This is a genomic window from Streptococcus suis, from assembly GCF_002960445.1.
Classification (GTDB): Bacteria; Bacillota; Bacilli; order Lactobacillales; family Streptococcaceae; genus Streptococcus; species Streptococcus hyiners.
In genome coordinates this window covers 74,454-96,808 of record NZ_POJD01000075.1, presented here as the reverse complement: position 1 = coordinate 96,808, position 22,355 = coordinate 74,454, and the positions used below count along the sequence as shown (strand labels likewise).

The following is a 22,355-nucleotide window of genomic DNA, read 5'->3' as shown; positions in this document are numbered from 1 at the left end:
TCCAATTTCGTAAACGGTATCGGTTTCTTTTAAATTCAATTGTTTTATTATTTGGTTGAGTACTTTTTCACTCGTTAAAAAGTTTTGAGAATATTTTATATTTTTGTTCATGTTATCACTCCTGAAGTGATTACATCTATAAACAAATACAGAAGTTAAACGATTTGTTTGTAATTTTAGTTATCTGTTTAAAAAGTCATAAGATTAGTCACTGGTAGGAATTAATCTAACGTATTTATTTATCTGCGTAATCACTGTTTTTAGTCTGTTTCAAAACAGTAGATGTTTTATCTACATAACGCATTTGATAACGCATTTAGAATACCAACATGACAAATCCCTCCTTCTTAATTACAAATTTTTAGCATCTAATTTAACTTCAATTCCTATTATACAAAATTTTAAGATACTGCACTATCAACACACTCTTTATTTTTTATATAGTTCCAATCAAGAGCAGTCCCTCAATCGTAATCTCGGTCAGCTGGCTCAAGTCCAACTTGGACTGGTCCACTTGGAAAAAGAGGGGCGTCATGTCTGCCAAGACTTGGGCATGTTCTAGGCTAATCGGCAAGGTCCGACTGACCAGTACTTGCTCCACCTGCCCTAGGTAAGACTTGAAATGGTCCACGATAGCCTGGTTATCATAGGACTCCTTGCGGAGTTGGTCTTTAGCTAAATGGCGGAGCTCCTTGAGGTGATTGGGTCCTGGGACCAGCTTGAGAATAGCCCCACCAACTTTCAGCACTCTGGCAAATTCCTGGTAATTAGCTGGGGAAAAGATGTCCAAGATGCCGTCAATTGTCTTGTCTTGAATAGGTAACTTGGTTAAGTCACCGACAAACCATTTGACCGACTTGGTCCTGTCAGATTTGGCTGCCAAGAGAATGGAGTCCTTGGAAATATCAAAAGCAAGAATGTCCAAGTCCATTTTCTCGGCTAACTTACGGGAATAAAAACCCTCTCCACAGCCGATGTCCAAGACAGACCGCAAGCCCAGCTCTGCTATTTTCCCCTCCAAAGCTTCATAGAGATGGTCGTAATAGCCTGCCTCTAAAAAGGCCTGGCGGTTTTCAAAGCTAGACTTGTGGTAGTTGGCGGACTGCTTGACTTGGGGTGCCAGGTTGACATAGCCCTGCTTGGCGATGTCGAAGGTGTGGCGGTTGGGACAGCGGAGGCTGTTGAGGTCAAGACCAAGAGCCTGCCCACAATGTGGACAGGCGAAAAATTGGTCGCTATTGGCAAAATGTTGGTGTTTGGTCATCTTATTTGTATTCTTTTCTAAAGCGGTGCAGGGCTAGGCCTGATAGGAGCGTGGCAATGGCTCCTGTAAAGACCAGCAAGTAGCCGACTGGAATGAGGTAAAAATTTTCATGCAGAATGCCCTTGGCATCGACATATTCGACTGAGTTTGCCTTGATGACAAAGCAGACGAAGCCGAGAAGCATGAGAAAACTACCAATAATGGTAATGGTCAGGTGCATCTGGGTACGGCGGCCTTCGCGACCGTCTTTTACAAGTTTTTCTGTCATGTTGTTCATGTCAGTTCCTCCTAAGATAAGGTAATCTAAGGAGATCAAAAAGACAGAGGACATGAGAATCAAAAGTTCCAAGTCGGGCAGATTTTTGTCATTTTCCCAGTTGGAAACAGCCTGCCGTGTCACATTGAGTTTGAGGGCAAACTGTTCCTGAGTCAAACCTTTCTTTTTTCGTAAGTCTTTGATTTGCTGTTCAAAGTTCATTTCTTTCTCCTTTCAGGGAGCGGGACAGAACTCGAAAAATGAAAAAGAGTTCGTCGTCCCGCCCCCGCACAGTTGATTAGGCCAGATTTGAAGTGTGCAACACGAACAAATCTGCCAATCAACCACTGCGCTGAGATGTTGACACCACCTTCGAGAAGTGATGCTAATCTCTATACTTATCTTAGCTTCTTGGTCGATGTTTGCCAAGAAAGACTGGCTTGCTCTGGACTTTTTTAGCGAAAGGTGGTCTTGCTAACTCCGCAAGACTGGCTTGCAATCCTGTTCTATCAAGGGTTTGAGCCTCTTGTCAACTTCCTGTCAACCTAGCCCATCTGCTCGGATAATTCTTCCCATTCTTCCATGAGGCTTTCTTGTTGACTGGTCAGTTGGTCGATTTCTTTCTGGTGATTGGTCAGCTGACCGATGTCGTTGGTTTCTAGCATGGCTTGGTTGAGCTCGCTTAAGCGGTTTTCGATGCTATCGATTTCTGCCTCAATTTGCTCGATGCGGCGAGCCAGTTTGCGTTGCTCTTTTTGGTTTTCCTTTTGGGCTTGGTAGTCCATGGCTCCGGCTGATTGGCTGGTACTTTCTAGCTGGTCAGGCTGGGCATCTGCTTCCTGCTCTGCCTTTTTCTCCAAATAATAGTCATAGTCGCCCAAGTAGAGCGTGGAGCCAGTTTCCGAGATTTCCAGGACCTTGGTGGCGACGCGGTTGATGAAATAGCGGTCGTGGCTAACAAAGAGCAGGGTGCCGTCAAAGTCAATCAGGGCATTTTCCAGCACTTCCTTGCTGTCGATGTCCAGGTGGTTGGTCGGCTCGTCGAGGATGAGGAAGTTGTTATTTTCCATGGATAGCTTGGCCAAGAGCAGGCGGGCTTTTTCCCCACCCGATAGCATGGACACAGACTTTTTGACGTCATCACCTGAGAAGAGGAAGGCTCCAAGGCGGTTGCGAATTTCCACTTCAGGTGTGGTCGGAAAGGCGGACCAGAGCTCCTCCAAGACCGTGTTGGAAGGCGTCAGGGCCGACTGGGTCTGGTCGTAGTAGCCCACTTCCACATTGGCACCGAGCTTGGCTTCCCCTTTGATAAATGGCAGAGCTCCGATGATGGACTTGAGCAGGGTTGTTTTTCCGATACCATTCGGACCGACTATGGCAATGGCATCCAGCTTTCGTTGGTCAATGGAAATAGGCTGAGAGAGAATGTCTCCATCGTAACCCACCGCAGCATTTTCCACCGTCAAGACGATATTGCCAGAAGTCTTGTCCGACTGGAAGGTCATGTTGGCAGACTTCTGCCCAGTTGTTGGCTTGTCCAGTCGCTCCATCTTTTCCAATTGTTTACGTCTAGCCTGGGCACGCTTGGTAGTCGAAGCACGGACAATATTTTTCTGGACAAAGTCTTCTAGTTTGGCAATTTCCTTCTGCTGCTTTTCATAGTTTTGCATCTCTGTCTGCAGCTTCTGTTCTTTGAGCTCGACAAACTGAGAATAATTGCCCACATAGCGATCCAAGGAATGCTTGGTCAAATCCAGTGTTAGTGTCGCCACCTTGTCCAAGAAATAGCGGTCATGGCTGACGATAATCAAGGCTCCTTTGTAATGCACCAGGTAGTTTTCCAGCCAAGCAATCGTGTCAATGTCCAGGTGGTTGGTCGGCTCGTCCAGCACCAAGAGTTCTGGGCTTTCAAGCAGCATTTTTGCCAGTGCAAGTCGAGTATTCTGACCGCCTGATAACTCAGAGATTTTCATGTCCCACATGGTCTTGTCAAACTTAAATCCGTTCAAAATAGCACGGATGTCTGCCTCATAGTTAAAACCACCAGCCAGACGAAATTCCTCCGACAAGCTATCGTAAGTCTTCATGAGCTGGTCGAGTTCATTACCAGACAAACTGCCCATCTGCTCTTCCATACCACGTAGACGTTTTTCTGTCGTCCGCAAGTCGTCAAAGACATGGAGCATCTCATCGTAAATGGTATTTTCCGACTGGAATCGACTGTCCTGTGCCAGATAAGAAAGCGATAGATCTCTCTTGGTAGAAATCTCACCGCTGGTCGCTGTTTCTTCTCCCACAAGAATTTTGAGCAAGGTGGACTTGCCTGCTCCATTTTTTCCGACAAGGGCAATTCTGTCTCGTTCATCTACCTGAATATTGATATTGTTAAATAAAACTTCGCCCGCAAAGGAGCGCTCAATCTTGTTTCCACTTAGAATAATCATAGAATTATTGTACCATAAATTAGCCTAACCGTAACACCTACTATTCCCAAAAAACATAGATAGTCAATCCATCTACCAAGAAAAAAGCTCTATATGTCGTCAATGGTTCTACCCACTAACGAATTATAGAGCTATTTTTGTATGTTCTTTTTAAGTTGGTCCTGACTGAAATTTGTCTACCTTATTTCAATCATCTTAGTTCCAACTACAGAACAACACATCCTATTAGATTTCATCGTCTTCTTGATCCTTGCGGCGACGTTTAGCTAGAAGCGCAAAGGCTCCGAGTAACATTGATGCACTCAACATACCTGCTGTTGCAGACTGTGTCTCACCTGTGTTAGGTAACTTCGCTGCATTCCGTTTTGCCGGTTTTGCAGTTTCAGATGTCATCGCAGACGTGCTTGCTGACGTCGAGGCAGATGTACTTGCACTTGTTGACGCTGAAGTACTTGCCGACGTTGAGGCCGATGTTGAAGCGCTGGTACTTGCACTCGTTGAGGCAGACGTACTTACTGACGTTGAAGCACTGGTACTTGCGCTGATCGATGCTGAAGTACTTGCCGACGTTGAAGCACTGGTACTTGCTGACGTCGAGGCACTCGTACTTGCTGATGTTGAAGCACTGGTGCTTGCGCTAGTCGATGCGGACGTGCTGGCCGACATTGATGCACTGGTGCTTGCGCTGGTTGACGCAGATGTACTTGCTGATGTTGAAGCACTGGTGCTTGCACTTGTCGACGCTGAGGTACTTGCTGATGTTGAAGCACTGGTGCTTGCACTTGTCGACGCTGAGGTACTTGCTGATGTTGAAGCACTGGTGCTTGCGCTGGTTGACGCAGATGTACTTGCTGATGTTGAAGCACTGGTGCTTGCACTTGTCGACGCAGATGTACTTGCTGATGTTGAAGCACTTGTGCTTGCGCTAGTCGATGCTGAAGCACTTGCACTTGTCGACGCTGAGGTACTTGCTGACGTCGAGGCACTGGTACTTGCGCTGGTTGACGCGGACGTACTTGCTGACGTCGAAGCGGACGTGCTTGCGCTAGTTGATGCAGAGGTACTTGCCGACGTTGAGGCTGACGTGCTTGCGGACGTCGAGGCACTCGTACTTGCACTGGTTGATGCGGAAGTACTTGCACTTGTCGACGCAGATGTACTTGCAGACGTGGACGCAGACGTACTTGCGCTTATCGATGCTGACGTACTTGCTGACGTTGAAGCACTTGTGCTTGCGCTAGTCGATGCGGACGTGCTTGCCGATGTTGAAGTACTTGTGCTTGCGCTTGTTGAAGCGGACGTGCTTGCGCTTGTTGATGCAGATGTACTTGCCGACGTTGAGGCGGACGTACTTGCTGATGTCGAGGCACTCGTACTTGCACTGGTTGATGCGGAAGTACTTGCACTTGTCGACGCAGAGGTACTTGCCGACGTTGAGGCACTTGCTGAAGTTGAGGCACTTGTGCTTGCGCTAGTTGATGCTGAAGTACTTGCACTGGTCGACGCTGATGTACTTGCTGACGTCGAAGCACTGGTGCTTGCGCTAGTTGATGCAGAGGTACTTGCTGACGTTGAAGCACTTGTGCTTGCGCTAGTCGATGCGGACGTGCTTGCCGATGTTGAAGTACTTGTGCTTGCTGACGTCGAAGCACTTGTGCTTGCGCTTGTTGAAGCGGACGTACTTGCACTTGTCGATGCAGACGTACTTGCTGAGGTCGAAGCGGACGTGCTTGCGCTTGTTGATGCAGATGTACTTGCCGACGTTGAGGCTGACGTGCTTGCTGAGGTCGAAGCGGACGTACTTGCGGACGTCGAGGCACTGGTACTTGCACTGGTTGATGCGGAAGTACTTGCACTTGTCGACGCAGATGTACTTGCTGACGTGGACGCAGACGTACTTGCGCTTATCGATGCTGACGTACTTGCCGACGTGGAAGCGCTGGTACTTGCTGAGGTTGAAGCACTGGTGCTTGCGCTGGTTGATGTAGACGTACTTGCTGAGGTTGAAGCACTGGTGCTTGCGCTGGTCGATGCGGATGTGCTTGCACTTGTCGACGCAGATGTACTTGCAGACGTGGACGCAGACGTACTTGCGCTTATCGATGCTGACGTACTTGCTGACGTTGAAGCACTTGTGCTTGCGCTAGTCGATGCGGACGTGCTTGCCGATGTTGAAGTACTTGTGCTTGCTGACGTCGAAGCACTTGTGCTTGCGCTTGTTGAAGCGGACGTACTTGCACTTGTCGATGCTGACGTACTTGCTGAGGTCGAAGCGGACGTGCTTGCGCTTGTTGATGCAGATGTACTTGCAGACGTGGACGCAGACGTACTTGCGCTTATCGATGCTGACGTACTTGCTGACGTTGAAGCACTTGTGCTTGCGCTAGTCGATGCGGACGTGCTTGCCGATGTTGAAGTACTTGTGCTTGCGCTTGTTGAAGCGGACGTGCTTGCGCTTGTTGATGCAGATGTACTTGCCGACGTTGAGGCTGACGTGCTTGCTGACGTCGAAGCGGACGTACTTGCTGATGTCGAGGCACTCGTACTTGCACTGGTTGATGCGGAAGTACTTGCACTTGTCGACGCAGAGGTACTTGCCGACGTTGAGGCACTCGTACTTGCGCTGGTTGATGCAGAGGTACTTGCCGACGTTGAGGCACTTGTGCTGGCTGACGTCGAGGCACTGGTACTTGCGCTAGTTGATGCTGAAGTACTTGCCGACATTGAAGCACTGGTGCTTGCGCTGGTTGACGCTGACGTACTTGCGCTGGTTGATGCAGAGGTACTTGCTGAAGTTGAGGCACTTGTGCTTGCGCTTGTTGAAGCTGAAGTACTTGCACTGGTCGACGCTGATGTACTTGCTGACGTCGAAGCACTGGTGCTTGCGCTTGTTGATGCAGAGGTACTTGCTGACGTTGAAGCACTTGTGCTTGCGCTAGTCGATGCGGACGTGCTTGCCGATGTTGAAGTACTTGTGCTTGCTGACGTCGAAGCACTGGTGCTTGCGCTTGTTGAAGCGGACGTACTTGCACTTGTCGATGCAGACGTACTTGCTGAGGTCGAAGCGGACGTGCTTGCGCTTGTTGATGCAGATGTACTTGCCGACGTTGAGGCTGACGTGCTTGCTGACGTCGAAGCGGACGTACTTGCGGACGTCGAGGCACTCGTACTTGCACTGGTTGATGCGGAAGTACTTGCACTTGTCGACGCAGATGTACTTGCAGACGTGGACGCAGACGTACTTGCGCTTATCGATGCTGACGTACTTGCTGACGTTGAAGCACTTGTGCTTGCGCTAGTCGATGCGGACGTGCTTGCCGATGTTGAAGTACTTGTGCTTGCTGACGTCGAAGCACTTGTGCTTGCGCTTGTTGAAGCGGACGTACTTGCACTTGTCGATGCAGACGTACTTGCTGACGTTGAAGCACTGGTGCTTGCACTAGTTGAAGCAGAGGTACTTGCACTGGTCGAAGCGGACGTGCTGGCGCTGGTTGATGCTGAAGTACTTGCCGACATTGAAGCACTGGTGCTTGCGCTGGTTGACGCTGACGTACTTGCGCTGGTTGAGGCAGAGGTACTTGCGCTAGTTGACGCTGAGGTACTTGCTGAAGTTGAAGCACTCGTACTTGCGCTTATCGATGCTGACGTACTTGCCGACGTTGAAGCTGATGTGCTTACGCTAGTTGATGCAGACGTACTTGCTGAAGTTGAAGCACTTGTGCTTGCGCTTGTTGAGGCAGAGGTACTTGCCGACGTTGAGGCACTTGTGCTGGCTGACGTCGAGGCACTGGTACTTGCGCTAGTTGATGCTGAAGTACTTGCCGACATTGAAGCACTTGTGCTTGCGCTGGTTGATGCAGACGTACTTGCCGAGGTTGAAGCTGAAGTGCTTGCTGACGTTGAAGCTGAGGTACTTGCGCTTGTCGATGCTGAAGTACTTGCGCTGGTTGATGCTGAAGTACTTGCGCTAGTTGACGCTGATGTACTTGCTGAAGTTGAAGCACTCGTACTTGCGCTGGTTGAGGCAGACGTACTTGCCGACGTTGAAGCTGATGTGCTTGCGCTGGTTGAGGCAGAGGTACTTGCTGAAGTTGAAGCACTGGTGCTTGCGCTGGTTGACGCTGAGGTACTTGCCGACGTTGAGGCACTTGTGCTGGCTGACGTCGAGGCACTGGTACTTGCGCTAGTTGATGCTGAAGTACTTGCCGACATTGAAGCACTGGTGCTTGCGCTAGTTGATGCTGAAGTACTTGCCGACATTGAAGCACTGGTGCTTGCGCTAGTTGACGCTGATGTACTTGCGCTAGTTGAAGCTGACGTACTTGCCGACGTTGAAGCACTGGTACTTGCGCTTGTCGATGCGGACGTGCTTGCCGAGGTTGAAGCACTTGTGCTGGCGCTGGTTGACGCTGAGGTACTTGCAGAGGTCGATGCACTGGTACTTGCGCTGGTTGAGGCACTCGTACTTGCGCTAGTTGATGCTGAGGTACTTGCTGACGCTGAAGCGCTGGTGCTTGCGCTGGTCGATGCTGACGTACTTGCCGACGTGGAAGCGCTGGTACTTGCTGAGGTTGAAGCACTGGTGCTTGCGCTGGTTGATGTAGACGTACTTGCTGAGGTTGAAGCACTGGTGCTTGCGCTGGTCGATGCGGATGTGCTTGCTGAAGTTGAAGCACTGGTGCTTGCACTAGTTGATGCTGAAGTACTTGCTGAAGTTGAAGCACTGGTGCTTGCACTAGTTGAAGCAGAGGTACTTGCACTGGTCGAAGCGGACGTGCTGGCGCTGGTTGAGGCTGAAGTACTTGCCGACGTTGAAGCACTGGTGCTTGCGCTGGTTGAGGCTGAGGTACTTACGCTAGTTGAAGCTGATGTACTTGCTGAGGTTGAAGCACTGGTGCTTGCGCTTGTCGATGCGGACGTGCTTGCAGAGGTCGAAGCGGACGTGCTGGCGCTGGTTGATGCTGAAGTACTTGCCGACGTTGAAGCACTGGTGCTTGCGCTGGTTGAGGCTGAGGTACTTACGCTAGTTGAAGCTGATGTACTTGCTGAGGTTGAAGCACTTGTGCTTGCGCTTGTTGATGCAGACGTACTTGCCGACGTTGAAGCACTGGTGCTTGCTGAAGTTGAAGCTGAAGTACTTGCTGAAGTTGAAGCGCTGGTACTTGCACTCGTTGAGGCAGACGTGCTGGCGCTAGTCGATGCTGAAGTACTTGCTGAAGTTGAAGCACTGGTGCTTGCACTAGTTGATGCTGAAGTACTTGCTGAAGTTGAAGCACTGGTACTTGCGCTAGTTGAGGCAGACGTGCTTGCACTAGTCGATGCTGAAGTACTTGCTGAAGTTGAAGCACTGGTGCTTGCACTAGTTGATGCTGAAGTACTTGCTGAAGTTGAAGCACTGGTGCTTGCACTAGTTGAAGCAGAGGTACTTGCACTGGTCGAAGCGGACGTGCTGGCGCTGGTTGAGGCTGAAGTACTTGCCGACGTTGAAGCACTGGTGCTTGCGCTGGTTGAGGCTGAAGTACTTGCGCTGGTTGAGGCTGAGGTACTTACGCTAGTTGAAGCTGATGTACTTGCTGAGGTTGAAGCACTGGTGCTTGCGCTTGTCGATGCGGACGTGCTTGCAGAGGTCGATGCAGACGTACTTGCTGACGTGGAAGCACTGGTACTTGCAGAAGTTGATGCACTCGTACTTGCGCTGGTTGATGCACTCGTACTTGCGCTGGTTGAGGCTGAAGTACTTGCAGAGGTCGATGCAGACGTACTTGCTGACGTGGAAGCACTTGTGCTTGCGCTGGTTGAGGCTGAAGTACTTGCACTTGTCGACGCAGATGTACTTGTCGACGTGGACGCAGACGTACTTGCGCTTATCGATGCTGACGTACTTGCTGACGTGGAAGCACTGGTACTTGCGCTAGTTGAGGCTGAAGTACTTGCCGACGTTGAGGCACTTGTGCTGGCTGACGTCGATGCACTTGTGCTTGCGCTAGTTGAGGCTGAAGTACTTGCGCTAGTCGATGCGGACGTGCTTGCCGAGGTTGAAGCACTTGTGCTTGCTGACGTTGAAGCTGAGGTACTTGCGCTTGTTGACGCTGAAGTACTTACTGACGTCGATGCACTGGTACTTGCGCTTGTTGACGCTGAAGTACTTGCTGACGCTGAAGCAGAGGTACTTGCACTTGTCGAGGAGCTGGTACTTGCACTTGTCGACGCAGATGTACTTGCTGACGTCGATGCACTTGTGCTTGCGCTAGTTGAGGCTGAAGTACTTGCAGAGGTTGAAGCTGAGGTACTTGCTGAGGTCGATGCACTCGTACTTGCCGACGTTGAAGCTGATGTGCTTACGCTAGTTGAAGCGCTGGTACTTGCTGAAGTTGAAGCACTTGTGCTTGCGCTAGTTGAAGCCGATTCAGAAGCAGATAAACTTATGGAATTGGAAACCGAAACCCTATCTGTAACCGTTAAACTAAACGTTTTTACAGTCTTTTCGCCATATGAATCCGTCGCAGAAACTGTGACAGAATAAACACCCGCTCGCAATAAGTTTGACGAAATCGCTGGATTAGTTCCTTCGTAAATTGTGACACCCTTAGCATCTACAACCTTGTAGGTAACTGTCAAAGGAGTTCCTGAAGCATTATCTTCCGTATCCTGAATAGTAACTCCTACTGATAAATCAATTTGAGGAGCATCACTCCGATCCAGTGTTCGATCAGTTGCCGTAATAACCGGTGGTGTATTTTCATTGATCCGCAACGGATAAGTGCCTGTTACCGTCTGAGTGCCACCACTATCAAGGGCCGATACTCGAACAGTATAATCACCCGCAGCTAGGTTTCCAAGATCAACTGTCGACGCTGAAGCAGCTGGAACCTGTAAAACAGAACGACCATTACTATCTAATATGTCATAAGTGACCGTCGTTACCAAATTATCCGTCGCAGAACGGTCATCTTCCCTATCACTGACAATAACACCGTCCGTTAAGTTAACTGTGGTTGGGCGACCTGTAGGTTGCTTAAGAACTGTCTTGGGCGATGGAACCGTGATAACCGGTGCTTGGTTAGTATAAATTACTGGAACATCAACAACGGTTGTCACATTCTCTGCTGTTGTCAATCGAACCTGAACCGTTCCATTTGCATTGTGTGGAATTGGGCTTAACAGTTCCATCCTGACATCAACCGGTGAGCCATTCGTTCCTCTGTCAAGACTAATAGCGCCTTTGATTTCATCTACTGAAATTGTTTGACCATACTCTCTCTCAATCGTACTAGAATTTGCCTGGATAACATAAATCTTGAACATTGGAGAAGTCGTGATCCGACCTTGTCCATCTGTTACTGTAACAGTCCGTGAATAGATACCAGGATTACCAACTGCCGTCCCCTCTACTTGTCCCGTACTTGGATTGACAGTTATGCCAAAACTAGCATTGTTCAATTGATAGGTTACCCCAGAAACATCTGTAGCAGTAACCGGAATTAAGTTTGTATTCCCAACCATTTCAACTGGTTTCCCAGCAAAAACCGTCACATCTCGACTGCTGGTAATAGTTGGGTTCCTTGTGTCAGTATAATTCAAGGTAACAGGAACCATCTTCGTATCACCAGCTGGTGTAATAACAGTTGCCTGAATAGCTTGACTACCAACTGCATAGGTATGATTCGGAATCGTGTAGGTCAGTACTGATAGATCCGCCACACTGATGCCGCTGTCCGCTGCAATTTTATTCTTGATAAGGCTAGCAATTTCATCCTGAGTAAACTGGTTGGATCCTGTGTATTCTCTCGTTTCAGTTACAGGATTTACCCGCATAATATGCATATTGAAAGTATTGGAGTACCCAGTATTTCCAACGTAATCTTGAACTAATACTCTGTTGTCATACGTTCCCTGACTGCCTAGTGTCGGAGTGCCGCTAACCTGACCTGAAATATCAATTGTCAGACCCTTGCCATTTTCCGTTGTAGAATTAGCCATGACAATCTGCGCCCTAGCTTGACCACTAGTCAAACCAGAACCATTTGAATTATCAGACAGACTAGCAAGGGCAATTGGAGAATGAAGGGCTTGTCCTTCAAAAGCATAAATAGCATTAGTTCGCAAGGTAGCGGATGGAACTTGGGTATCCCTATAATTGATCTGGACATCGACATCCTTGTAATTTCCATCTGTCAGTGTCACGCGCACCCGTACCGTTTTTTGACCAAGAGTTGGCTGATGAGTGTCATAACCTGATAGAATACGGTAGTTAGCAATATTATCCAGACCAGAACCGGCTAAACCTGCTGCTCCACCAGTAGCAGTTGCCTTAACATGGTTAAGAATGGCTTCTGTTGTAACCTTGCTTCCTACTTCTGCATCCATTGGCTGACCGCCTGTTACATCAAAAGCACGAACAACAAAGTTTGCAGTAGCACTATTGTTGTGATTGTCTGTAGCTGTCAAGGTAGCCTGATGGGCACCAACTCCACCTGTAAATGTCTGATTAGCAGTAATCTGGCCTGCTGCATTGGCAGATAGACCAGGTGCTCCGCTGATTGTGTTTGTTATAGTCTGATTAGCAGTATCTGTTACGGTCGCAATAGTTTTAGCAACAGTAGTTGCCGTCTGATCAAAAACATAAACATTCTGAGCAACATTAGTGATGCTAGGCGGATAGTTTACCAAGACCTGAGCAGTTGCTTCTAAGTGCTGTGTTCGGGTATCAGCATCTGGGCCATTCGTCCCCTGCCAATCTGCAATTTTAGCCCAGAATTTTACTGTAATATTTTTAGTTTCGTTAACACCAGGTAGTGTGGTTTCATCGATGACATACTTCAGGTTGGCTTCTTGCAATTCATTACTCTGAATTTTCGCATTCAGCTCTGACTTGATTCTGTCCAAAATTTGATTGGCCGGAACATCTTTAGAAATATTAGTGACAATCGAATGCACATCAATAATCCGAACAGCGATTACTTCCGTATTGCCATCTGTTGAATTAGATAGATTCCTATTACCTGCTGCATCCGTAATGAAAATTTGACGCTCACCCTCATAGGTATTGGCCAAGGTCTGGTTGGAGGTTCCCGAAACATAGAGCTTATTTCCTGAAACGCTCGGTGTCAGACCTAGCTCTGTAATATTTTTTTGCGTAGTAGCCCAATCAGCATTAGGGTTGTTGGTTTTATTGGATACATTGACACCCGTAACACCACGATCATCCCATACCGTCGCAAAGGCCATTTGGTCACTGAGGTAATTCCCATTCTGATCGACTACTCGAATTGGCGTGTCCTTAAAGACAAAAATATCATCTGCCCGTGTAATCTTCGGTTTCACTACATCAGCAACGTCTGCCATGGTCAAAATTGCTCGACCCGGTCGCTGAACGGAGTGATTTCCCCCAGCAGCTGTTGCTGTTGGATAATCGTAGTTGGTAATATTTGTTCCCTGAACACTTGTCGCTCCTACACGTACTGATGGATTATTTACAGAGTTTGTCCCTGCTTGAACAAAGATACGAGCTCCTGAAGGATCCTCAGTCGTTGTCGTAAATCGAATTGTATAAGTACCAGAATTCAATCTGCTCAGGTGAGTATAGGATCTACCAGTTACCCTAGTACCTTCGACTGTTGCCTCTAGTACTTTTCGATCAATATTGGTATTTTCTCTTAGACTGGCCCCGTTCAAGCTTGGAGCGGCTGTCAAGGTTTGTTCGGCATCCATCGATACATAAAAACCAAGATAGCCCGCAGCTGTCCTAACATCAACTTCCCACTGAATCGTTTTCACGGGATTAGCATCTGCGAGGTTCGTCACCGTTCCACGAACGGCCCGAATAACACCCGTCGTAGTAGCATTGGTCCAATTTACAATTGAGGTTCTTACTCCACTTCCCTCGGTCATCCGAAGCATTCCAGATGCTGCTTTTATCTGATTGATCCGACCTGCTAGAGAGATAGCAGCTTGCCCAGCCTTTTGAGCCATCGCTTCTACTTGCTCTTGACTAGCTGATAGGGAGGACCTCAGCTCCAAGGCCTCTGTCCAGACTGTTTGCGCAGTCTGCAAGGCTGCTTGATACTTCTCATATCGGCTGACAGTCGTTATAGAAGCATCCACTTCAGGAAAGGCTAAGGCATGATTTAAACTTTCGATAGCTAGGTCTAGATTGGAATAATCTAAACTATTGGCCTCTTGTGCAGTTTCAGACTGACTGGATGAGCTGCTGTTCAAACTGTTTGCCAACAAGCCTGTGGTGACCTCTGAACTTGCTGTTGCTACAGCCAGAATAGCACTATTAGTTGGAGCTAATTCTGGGTCTATCCCTGTTAGATGCAAGACCTGTCCCCACGAGGTCGCTCCCTTGTCCTCACTAGCAACTAGGCTAGAGCTTGTTTGGTCCGAACTTGCTTCTTCCAGACTGGTTTGACTTGTCTGACTAGATGTGACCTCTGTCGAGGCTGTCCTATTCTCCGTCAGACTTACAGAGGAAGGAACATTTGTAGTTGAGTGTGTCAGGGACGATTTTGTAGCTACTGACGCAGAGAGCGACTCGCTCGCTGAAACCGATGCAGAAACAGAGGTAGAGGTAGATGCAGAAGTTGAAGTAGAAACTGAGGCAGAACTGCTAGCACTCTCAGAACTAGACAAACTATCCGAAGCAGACTGGCTGACACTTTCACTTGTCAGTAGTGACTGGCTAGTAACCTCACTACTACTTAGTGAGGCCGAATAACTCAAAGACTGAGAACTTGTATCAGAAATCGACGGTTGTTCTGAAATGACTGTTGACACGGAAACCACTTGCTCTGAAACAACCTCAGATGTCACCGTTTCAACAATAACTACATCCTTGTCAACAAGGGTATCTGTTTCCCCTTCTAATTGATTCTCGACAGCAACTACTTGCTCTTCCGCAAAAATATCTGGTGCAAGAGCCGTGCCCGATACAACTGCACCTGAAGCCAGCAAGGCCTTCAAGTAGGTCAAGCGCGAACTCTCCAATCGCTCCTGTTTTTCAATAAGTGGCATGGCAATTGTTTCCTGCCCCCTGCCCTTAATGACGCGTAAAAGACTGAGCTGTGACAGGACTGTCCGCACCCAATTTTTACCCGATTTATGCATTTTGACCCGACTCTTCCGCCCAATCTCGTCAAAATCCTTATTAAAACGCTTACGGTTCATAAAAACTCCTATTTAATCTAAGGTTACAATCACTTCAATTTTCATACAAATACCATAAAATGATATATAGTTTTTTGAATTTTTCCTATTATTTTATCAGAAAAGGGGCATTTTCTCAACTAAAAACCCAAATATTTTACATTTATATATAGAATTTTATGAAGATTACCTAAGTCAATGAACTCATTAAGTCCACCCCTTCATTTCAAGCCTAATCGCTTCTCAATAGACAATTCCTGCTCCTCTTTCCTCATAGTTCATCCCCCCACTCAAGTAATTATGGTCAAGCCAATATCTCACTATCCATCAACGAGAAATAACAGGAAGGCCTTTGCCATATTTCCACTATCAACCCACTAAGTCAGCAAGCATCCCCCTTGCCCCTAATCTTACGGACTGCCGGCTAACAAAAGAGTATATAAAAAGAGGCTGGGCCTAAGCCCAGCGACACTTCACAAAGTTCATATCAACCTCTCAGCGCAGTGTTGATTGCTTAAACAATCTAAAAGATTGGTTAAGGTGGGAAATAAAACAAACGCAGTTTGTATCAAAACAATCCAAAGATTGTTTAAGGCGGGAGATAAAACAAACGCAGTTTGTATCAAAACAATCCAAAAGATTGGTTAAGGTGGGAAATAAGACAAACGCAGTTTGTATCAAAACAATCCAAAAAATTGGTTAAGGTGGGAAATAAGACAAACGCAGTTTGTAGCAAAACAATCCAGTGACATGAAACCATTCAGCGAACTGTTTCCGCCCAAACCGACAAATACAAAAGTGAGGTAAAAAGGTTGGAGATGAGATTTGCAAAGCAAATCTCATCTCTTGGTCGAGTTCTTTCCAACCCCCACTAAATCTATTTAAAAAAGAATTGAATAATCCTGAAAATAATTAAACCCAAACTAATTAGCACCGAAAGAGTAATGATGATATGAAAATCAAAGCCTCTCTTTTTTTTCTTTTTTTCAGGAAGGACATACCGCTCATCTTCCAAGCGTTGTTCAATCCGTTCTTTCAAGGGATGTTCTCTGCTCATGGTTTCTCCTATCCTAGCAAATGCTGATAATCAACCACATCTGCTAAATTCGCTTCTTCTTCCTGACAAGTCAGTAAACGACTAACTTCCTCACCTGGCTGGTTCAATAGCCGCCTAATTTTAGCTATCAGCACCTCAACCTGCGAGGAAGCTAAACAGTTTTCCTTGGCTAAATAAGCCTTAGCATGAGCTGTTTCAGCGAAGGCAAAAATCAACAAACGATGCTCGAAAGCGGTTCGTACTGCCGATAATATCTCATCGCCATGGTTGATATCCAAATAAATACTTGTTTTCTGATAGAGTTCCCTCACCATGTCCATTGAGATGTTCGGGTAAAGGGTCACATTGGCATGATTGCCGACAGCCATCAAACGGCTGGACATCTCAGTAATGGCACCGATATGGAAATGAAGATTAGGTAAGCCTATAATTAGGCTCTCTAATTGCTCGATTTGGTCAGAATTAGTCAAAATCAACGCTTCTGCCTTCATCGGTCTTGTTTCCTTAAAAGGATAAAGGAAGCCTACATAGACAATCTGTTCCCTCTGTTCTGGACTTGCCAAGTCCACTAGGCGTTCATAGGTTACCCGATCCTGCACCACTACCTTAGCCGGTCGTCTGCTCTGCTTATTGAGCAAAAGAAGCATGTTGCCCGGAATACTGTCCTGAAGGGGTTCCTGCCAGAAAAGCATATCTTGACCATCTTTATTGAGATAGAAACTGGTCAAGAAGGATAAACCTAGACTATTGTAGAGAATTCGATCTAGTTCAAAACCTGCCACCTCGAAATAGAAGGCAATCCATTCATGCTTCGTTTTAAAAAAATGAATATGATTTTGATAGTTCAAAATTAAGTCGCCTGTTCCATGATTTTCAACCAAAACTTCTTGCCCATTAAGTCCATAATAGCTTGTTTGAGTAGCCTGCCCCTGCCTGTCATAACTGGTCTGACCAAAACGCACTCCCTTGTCGTTGTATCGGTCAGTCACTACTAGCCTCCCTCCCTCATCATACCAATCCACCGCCTTGACGAAACGTTGATGACTTGGATGGGCGTAATGAATTTGGGCACGTTTATTAGCATAGTTATAAACAGCAGCCTGGCTATTATCGCCCCGAATTTCCCAAAAATCCGGAGTTTGTACCTGATTAAAATACAGTGGTTGGCCTTCCATTTGATCATACTGGGTGAAAAAACGATAAGGCGATGTCACATCATGGGGTAAAAAACCGTCATCATTTAAGACAATGACCGGATGGTGATAACCCGAGCGAAGAAGGGAATAATGGAGATCCCAACTCCCTTGATGATAGGTATCAAATAGATAAATCATTGTTCCATCCCCTCCTCTACTAAGTCTAGCCATCTTTGCTCAATCTCATCAGTCAAAAATCCGGAAGCAACTTGGTAAGAAGCATCCTGCATAGCTTGGCGATTATCCTCTTCAAAGAAGGTCCGAATAGCCTGGCAATAGTCAGCAATGATGACTTGTTCATCTTCTACTTGTGGAAATGATAGGAGATAGCCATTGACTCCATGTTGAATAAAGGTCTGGTTGCCGTATGGAGCATCAAAACCAATAAGGGGCAATCCAGAACCAATAGCTTCTAGCAAGGTCAAACCAAACCCTTCGCTTTTTGAGGCTGTAAGATAAAGCTCATAATTCTGATAAACATCTGTCAAATCCTGATGCCCCCTTAGCTGGATATAGTCTTCTGCACCATGCTCCTTAATAATAGTTTCGATTTTACCTTGCTCGCCACCACTGCCATAAATATCAAACGTTAATTCTGGCAGATAGGGCTTTGTCGCAATCACAGCCTTGGTCAACCAATCTACGTGTTTTTCTGTAGCCAAACGCGAAGCTGTAATGATGGAGTAGGGCTTCCTTTTTGCTGAATGACGAACGCTATCAATACTTCCTACTGGTATGTCTAAAACACGGGGAACCTTCCCAACATACCGAGCAAATTGTTCTTCCAGAACTTCTTTTTGCCTCTGGGTAGAGGTGATAAAGAAATCAACGCTATCGGCATGGACAAACTGGTAATCATAGAAATTATTCCAAAGAATAGTTTGGTCTGTCAAACTATTGGGACTGTAGTGCTCTGCGTGAATAACCACTCCCAGTCTGGCTGGCCCTTTATTAGCAAAAACAGCCTGTCCTGTACCTGTCGCACGATCCAAGATGACAATGTCCTGGGCAGTCAGTTGTAATTGTTGCATAAAATAGGCAATCCATTCATCCTTGGATGACAGGATGGCGTCTGGCATACGGTAGACGGAATTTTCCCCATCAATTACCTCTTCATAGGCAACCGAACCATCTTCATTAAAATAGCGACGGAGATAGAGATAAGCCCTGTTTTCACGAGGAGTATAGTACTCACTAAAACTTCTCATATAAGTGAAAAAGTCCTTCCGTATCAACATTCCCCTAGAAACGTATTCAACACGGTGTACCAGGTCTTGATCCTCCTGACGCAGATAGGCTGTTAGGAAAAAATCCTCTTCATCATAGAAGTAACGTACAATCTTACCATCCCGCTCTTCTCTAGTCACCTTTCCTGCAACATCCTTTCGAAGCTGATCCAGCCTATAACTAATCGGAGCCACTTTTTGATCCGTGAAAAAAGTGTAGAGCCAGATAATCTCATCATCCTCAAACCCTATATTTCGGGTCAGATCAGCCAAATTATCCTGACCAAAGAAATCTGTAAAAATAAACTTTGCCTCCACTCCCTTGCGACGGAGTAGTTGAGCCCGATAAGCCTGGGCATATTCTACACCACTACTGGCCCAGCCTATCCCCAGATTGATATTATAAACAGTCATTTCTTTCCTTTCCTAAGCAAAATACACCTGCAGCTCCCCTTTTTCTGTATAGGAAACATCGCTCAAGAGAATGTTCTGAAGGATATTGCGCTTGATTTCTTCTTTCATTTTCTTGTAACCCTTATAGGCTTCTTGGTGATACTCAAATACTGGATTACGTTGGGCTACCTGTCTAGCACCTGCAATAATGCGTAGCTGTTGAAGATAGTCCACTTCTTCCACCCAGCATTCATCGATGGCTTTTAGGACTGCTAAACGCTCAAATTGAAGATAGTCAGCCCGTAAAAATTCTTTCTTCTTCTGGATTTCGGCTTCCACAATCCCCAACAAGAAGCTAGCGACCTGCTTAGGATTTTTTACTTCTAAGCCTGTAGGAAAGTCGTGAAAATCATAAGTGATATGATCCAAGATATAGCGTTCCAAACTATGAGCTTCTAAAGTCGTATGGCGCTTCAGATAAAGCTCGATATCCTCCCTAGCAAACTGCAAAATATCTAGCTCCTGACTTCTTCCCTCAATAATCGCATCTCTTTCTTTATAAACATAGTCCCTTTGGAGTTTGACACTCTCGTCAAATTGAAGGGTCATGCTCCGTGAAGCTCTGCCAGAGCCATCACTGGCCTCTTGGGATTGTTGCAAGGCCCTTCTGAACCGTTTCCCAGTCAATTCCTGTGGTTGATCTGGATTTACCTTATCCTTATTTTTCTTATAGAAATCTTGGATCCACTTGCCGCCATTTTCAATCAGCAAATCATCTTCAAGACAGGCAAAAAATTGACTGAAACCTGGATCCCCTTGGCGACCGGACCGCCCACGCATTTGCAGATCCATCCGCTGACTTTTCATCCGTTCAGTCCCGATGACAGCCAGACCACCCAACTCTCGCACGCCTGGTCCCAGTTTTATATCTGTTCCACGGCCTGCCATATTGGTAGCTACCGTTACTGTGCCTAACTGACCAGCTTCTGCCACCATCTGCGCTTCTTTGGCAGCATTGTAGGCATTGAGCAAACTATGGGGAATACCCTCTAATAAGAGCATTTCCGAATAAATCTCTGACATATTGACCGACCCTGTCACCAGAAGAATGGGCTGACCTGTCGCATGAACCTTTTTTACTAAATCCAAAGAGGCAGTAATTTTTTCAGGCATGGTCGTATAAATCTTATCTGGAAAATCCTTCCTGATGACAGGTTTGTTGGTAGGAATTTGAATGACTTCCATGTTATAAGTTTCGATAAATTCCGCCTCTGCAGTCTTACCTGTTCCTGTCATACCAGCTAGCTTACCAAACATCAAAAACAGATTTTGGTAGGTTACAGAAGCAATCGACCGCATTTCAGGAGTAATCTTAACCCCCTCTTTTTGCTCAATTGCCTGATGAATACCACCTTGTAGCCGCGTTCCTGTCAGCATCCGACCATCTGTCTTGTCTAGCAATTTAATCTCATCATCTTGGATGACATAATTTTTACCCAAGGTATATAACTTATGAGCCTGAAGGGCCAAAATGACATGGCGTACCAACTCTGCATGGTCATAATCGAACAATTCCTGCGAACTAAAATAACGCTCTGCCTCATCCATTCCTGCCTGAGTCAACCAGACTTCTCCATGCTCTCGATTGTAGTAATACCCTTCCCCACCCTGTAAACCTCTGACAAAATGATCAGCAATAGCATACAGATTGGACTGAACACGGGGAGACCCCGAAACAATCAAGGGAGTTTGGGCAGTATCTAGCAAAACAGCATCGGCTTCATCAATAATCGCATAATGAAAGGGGCGTAAATATTTATTGTCCTGATGGGTAACCAAATTCTCGAACAGGTAATCAAATCCCAAGCTAGAATTTGTCGTATAAACAATATCAGCAGCATAAATAGCCTTCTTCTGGCTAGAACCCATACTGGTCTTTTTCTCTGTGTCCTCTACTGCACAGGCCACTGTCAAACCTAAAAATCGATAGACAGCTCCCATCTCTTCTGCATCACGGCGGGCCAAGTACGCACTGGTTGTCACCAACATAGCACTCTTGCCTTCTAAGGCATTGAGATAGAGAGGCATAGTAGCCGTCAAGGTTTTACCCTCGCCCGTCTTCATCTCAGCAATATTGCCCTCGTGAAGAACAATGGCTCCCATTACTTGAACAGGATAGGGAAACATCCCCAAGACACGCTTTGCCGCTTCCCGAACCAAGGCGTAAGCCTCCACCATGAGATCATCCAAGCTAGCACCAGCTGCCAATCTTGCTTTGAACTCCTGTGTCTTACCACGCATTTCAGCATCCGTCAGGCCTGCCATTTCTTCCTTCAAGCTGTCAATTTCTGTAAAAATCCTCTTCAATCTCTTTAGACGATAATAATCCATAGAGAAAAATTGTCGGAGTTTTTTCATTCGTTCAAGAACCATCCTTGTCTAAAAATTGCTGGATAAGGAGCCGCAGGGGATGGACCAGAGAAGAAACAAAACCTTCACTGATATCCCCACACTTTTCGTGCTTCCTACTAGCACGCTTTATCAAATCTTCTGCATTATGTAGAGAAATCCCCTGTTCCTTCAGTTGCGAACGATAGGTTTCTTCTGGTTCAAATACCGGACTAACAAACAAGCCTGCCGACTTGATTTTCGCATCATAGTAAGAAGCAGCAAGATTTCCCTTTGGACCATAAGCAAATAAATATACAGTTGCTTCTGAGTATTTAGCTAGACAGTCCATTATAAATTGCTCTGTCTGCGGATGAAACATGGACACATTCTCTGCCCTATCTGAAATAAAGATCACATCACCTAGCCTGTTCACACATTCTGTAAACAAGTCCTTTTCATAGTATAAGTCCTCGGAATGCTCTAAAAAGACAATATTTAAGCGAGCTGGGCTTGTCGGATTGCATTTTTCTTCTAAAAAAGTCACATCCTCTGGAGGGGAGAAAGTGGATTGTAGCAAGATCGAGTGAAAAACCAGACGCTTACAACCTGCATTTACTAAAGAAATCTCATAGGCATAGGCATCCTTGGGGTAGGTAAAAATAGATTGCTTGTCTTTTAAAATCTCAGATCCTAATTCTTGACCAAAACGATCAAAGAACACCAGATGCATGTATAGGCTACCTTGCGGATAGGCCTCTGCATCTAGTACCAACTGGTAGCTCTCCCCCTTTTTCAAAAGAGGAAGTGTCGGTGTCTGGCGCTTGGCTTGGAAATTAGTCCTAGAGTACCATTTTTTTACTTCAAAACTTGGAGGCATAAGGGCGTTTTCAAATCTAATCAACTCCTTGTCAAAATCAATTTGACTGCCGTACGAATAGCTGTCTTGTGCAAAATGGTTCCATTTAATCACTAAACGCACA

At 46.4% G+C, this 22,355-nt stretch carries 12 protein-coding genes and 1 pseudogene; 2 read left to right on the top strand and 11 right to left on the bottom strand.

Annotated elements, in window-relative coordinates; genetic code table 11:
- The 5 genes from C1G53_RS01760 to C1G53_RS01735 form a co-directional block, all read right to left on the bottom strand.
- Positions 1-111: rRNA adenine N-6-methyltransferase family protein (locus tag C1G53_RS01760; protein WP_221929317.1), on the bottom strand; the 111-nt coding region annotated here is incomplete at its 3' end.
- Positions 112-235: 124 nt separating this feature from the next.
- Positions 236-316 carry a 23S rRNA methyltransferase attenuator leader peptide ErmL gene (locus C1G53_RS01755; RefSeq protein ID WP_032501554.1) on the bottom strand — a complete coding sequence of 27 codons (81 nt, stop codon included), beginning with the start codon at positions 314-316 and terminating at the stop codon, positions 236-238.
- A gap of 120 nt (positions 317-436) precedes the next feature.
- Positions 437-1,264, bottom strand: a complete 828-nt coding sequence (locus tag C1G53_RS01750; RefSeq protein WP_105117451.1) for a putative RNA methyltransferase — start codon at positions 1,262-1,264, stop codon at positions 437-439.
- Between the two features lies 1 nt (position 1,265).
- Positions 1,266-1,742, bottom strand: coding sequence for a DUF3955 domain-containing protein (locus C1G53_RS01745; RefSeq protein WP_105117450.1), 477 nt, complete (start codon positions 1,740-1,742; stop codon positions 1,266-1,268).
- A 323-nt stretch (positions 1,743-2,065) separates the two neighbouring features.
- Entirely contained in the window at positions 2,066-3,964 is a 1,899-nt protein-coding gene (locus C1G53_RS01735) for an ABC-F family ATP-binding cassette domain-containing protein (protein ID WP_105117448.1), read from the bottom strand.
- Positions 3,965-4,214: 250 nt separating this feature from the next.
- On the opposite strand from C1G53_RS01735, the gene C1G53_RS13655 reads away from it, so the two are divergent.
- Positions 4,215-10,487, top strand: a complete 6,273-nt coding sequence (locus tag C1G53_RS13655) for a hypothetical protein (RefSeq protein WP_153046631.1) — start codon at positions 4,215-4,217, stop codon at positions 10,485-10,487.
- 3,906 nt (positions 10,488-14,393) lie between these two features.
- A complete protein-coding gene (locus C1G53_RS01725) occupies positions 14,394-14,684 on the top strand; it encodes a hypothetical protein (RefSeq protein WP_105117447.1) in 291 nt (96 codons plus the stop codon).
- A gap of 212 nt (positions 14,685-14,896) precedes the next feature.
- Here C1G53_RS01725 and C1G53_RS13650 read toward each other — a convergent pair.
- From C1G53_RS13650 to asp3, 6 genes and pseudogenes are all read right to left on the bottom strand, one after another.
- A pseudogene (locus C1G53_RS13650) lies at positions 14,897-15,133 on the bottom strand (accessory Sec-dependent serine-rich glycoprotein adhesin); the annotation flags it as partial.
- 856 nt (positions 15,134-15,989) lie between these two features.
- Positions 15,990-16,169 carry a hypothetical protein gene (locus C1G53_RS01715; RefSeq protein ID WP_105117446.1) on the bottom strand — a complete coding sequence of 60 codons (180 nt, stop codon included), beginning with the start codon at positions 16,167-16,169 and terminating at the stop codon, positions 15,990-15,992.
- 8 nt (positions 16,170-16,177) lie between these two features.
- Positions 16,178-17,503 (bottom strand): accessory Sec system glycosylation chaperone GtfB, encoded by a 1,326-nt coding sequence (gene gtfB / locus C1G53_RS01710; RefSeq protein ID WP_105117445.1) that lies wholly within the window; start codon positions 17,501-17,503, stop codon positions 16,178-16,180.
- Complete coding sequence (gene gtfA / locus C1G53_RS01705) at positions 17,500-19,005, bottom strand: accessory Sec system glycosyltransferase GtfA (protein WP_105117444.1); 1,506 nt, start codon at positions 19,003-19,005, stop codon at positions 17,500-17,502. The genes gtfB and gtfA overlap by 4 nt, the downstream gene beginning before the upstream one ends.
- A gap of 12 nt (positions 19,006-19,017) precedes the next feature.
- Complete coding sequence (gene secA2, locus C1G53_RS01700; RefSeq protein ID WP_105117443.1) at positions 19,018-21,402, bottom strand: accessory Sec system translocase SecA2; 2,385 nt, start codon at positions 21,400-21,402, stop codon at positions 19,018-19,020.
- Between the two features lie 4 nt (positions 21,403-21,406).
- Positions 21,407-22,354, bottom strand: coding sequence for an accessory Sec system protein Asp3 (gene asp3, locus C1G53_RS01695; RefSeq protein WP_161941343.1), 948 nt, complete (start codon positions 22,352-22,354; stop codon positions 21,407-21,409).
- Position 22,355 lies beyond the last annotated feature (1 nt).

Coding starts and splice junctions, on each gene's coding strand:
- C1G53_RS01755 (WP_032501554.1), bottom strand. CDS start 316: ATGCGTTATCAAATGCGTTATGTAGATAAAACATCTACTGTTTTGAAA.
- gtfA (WP_105117444.1), bottom strand. CDS start 19,005: ATGACTGTTTATAATATCAATCTGGGGATAGGCTGGGCCAGTAGTGGT.
- C1G53_RS01735 (WP_105117448.1), bottom strand. CDS start 3,964: ATGATTATTCTAAGTGGAAACAAGATTGAGCGCTCCTTTGCGGGCGAA.
- gtfB (WP_105117445.1), bottom strand. CDS start 17,503: ATGATTTATCTATTTGATACCTATCATCAAGGGAGTTGGGATCTCCAT.
- C1G53_RS01745 (WP_105117450.1), bottom strand. CDS start 1,742: ATGAACTTTGAACAGCAAATCAAAGACTTACGAAAAAAGAAAGGTTTG.
- secA2 (WP_105117443.1), bottom strand. CDS start 21,402: ATGAAAAAACTCCGACAATTTTTCTCTATGGATTATTATCGTCTAAAG.
- C1G53_RS01750 (WP_105117451.1), bottom strand. CDS start 1,264: ATGACCAAACACCAACATTTTGCCAATAGCGACCAATTTTTCGCCTGT.
- C1G53_RS01715 (WP_105117446.1), bottom strand. CDS start 16,169: ATGAGCAGAGAACATCCCTTGAAAGAACGGATTGAACAACGCTTGGAA.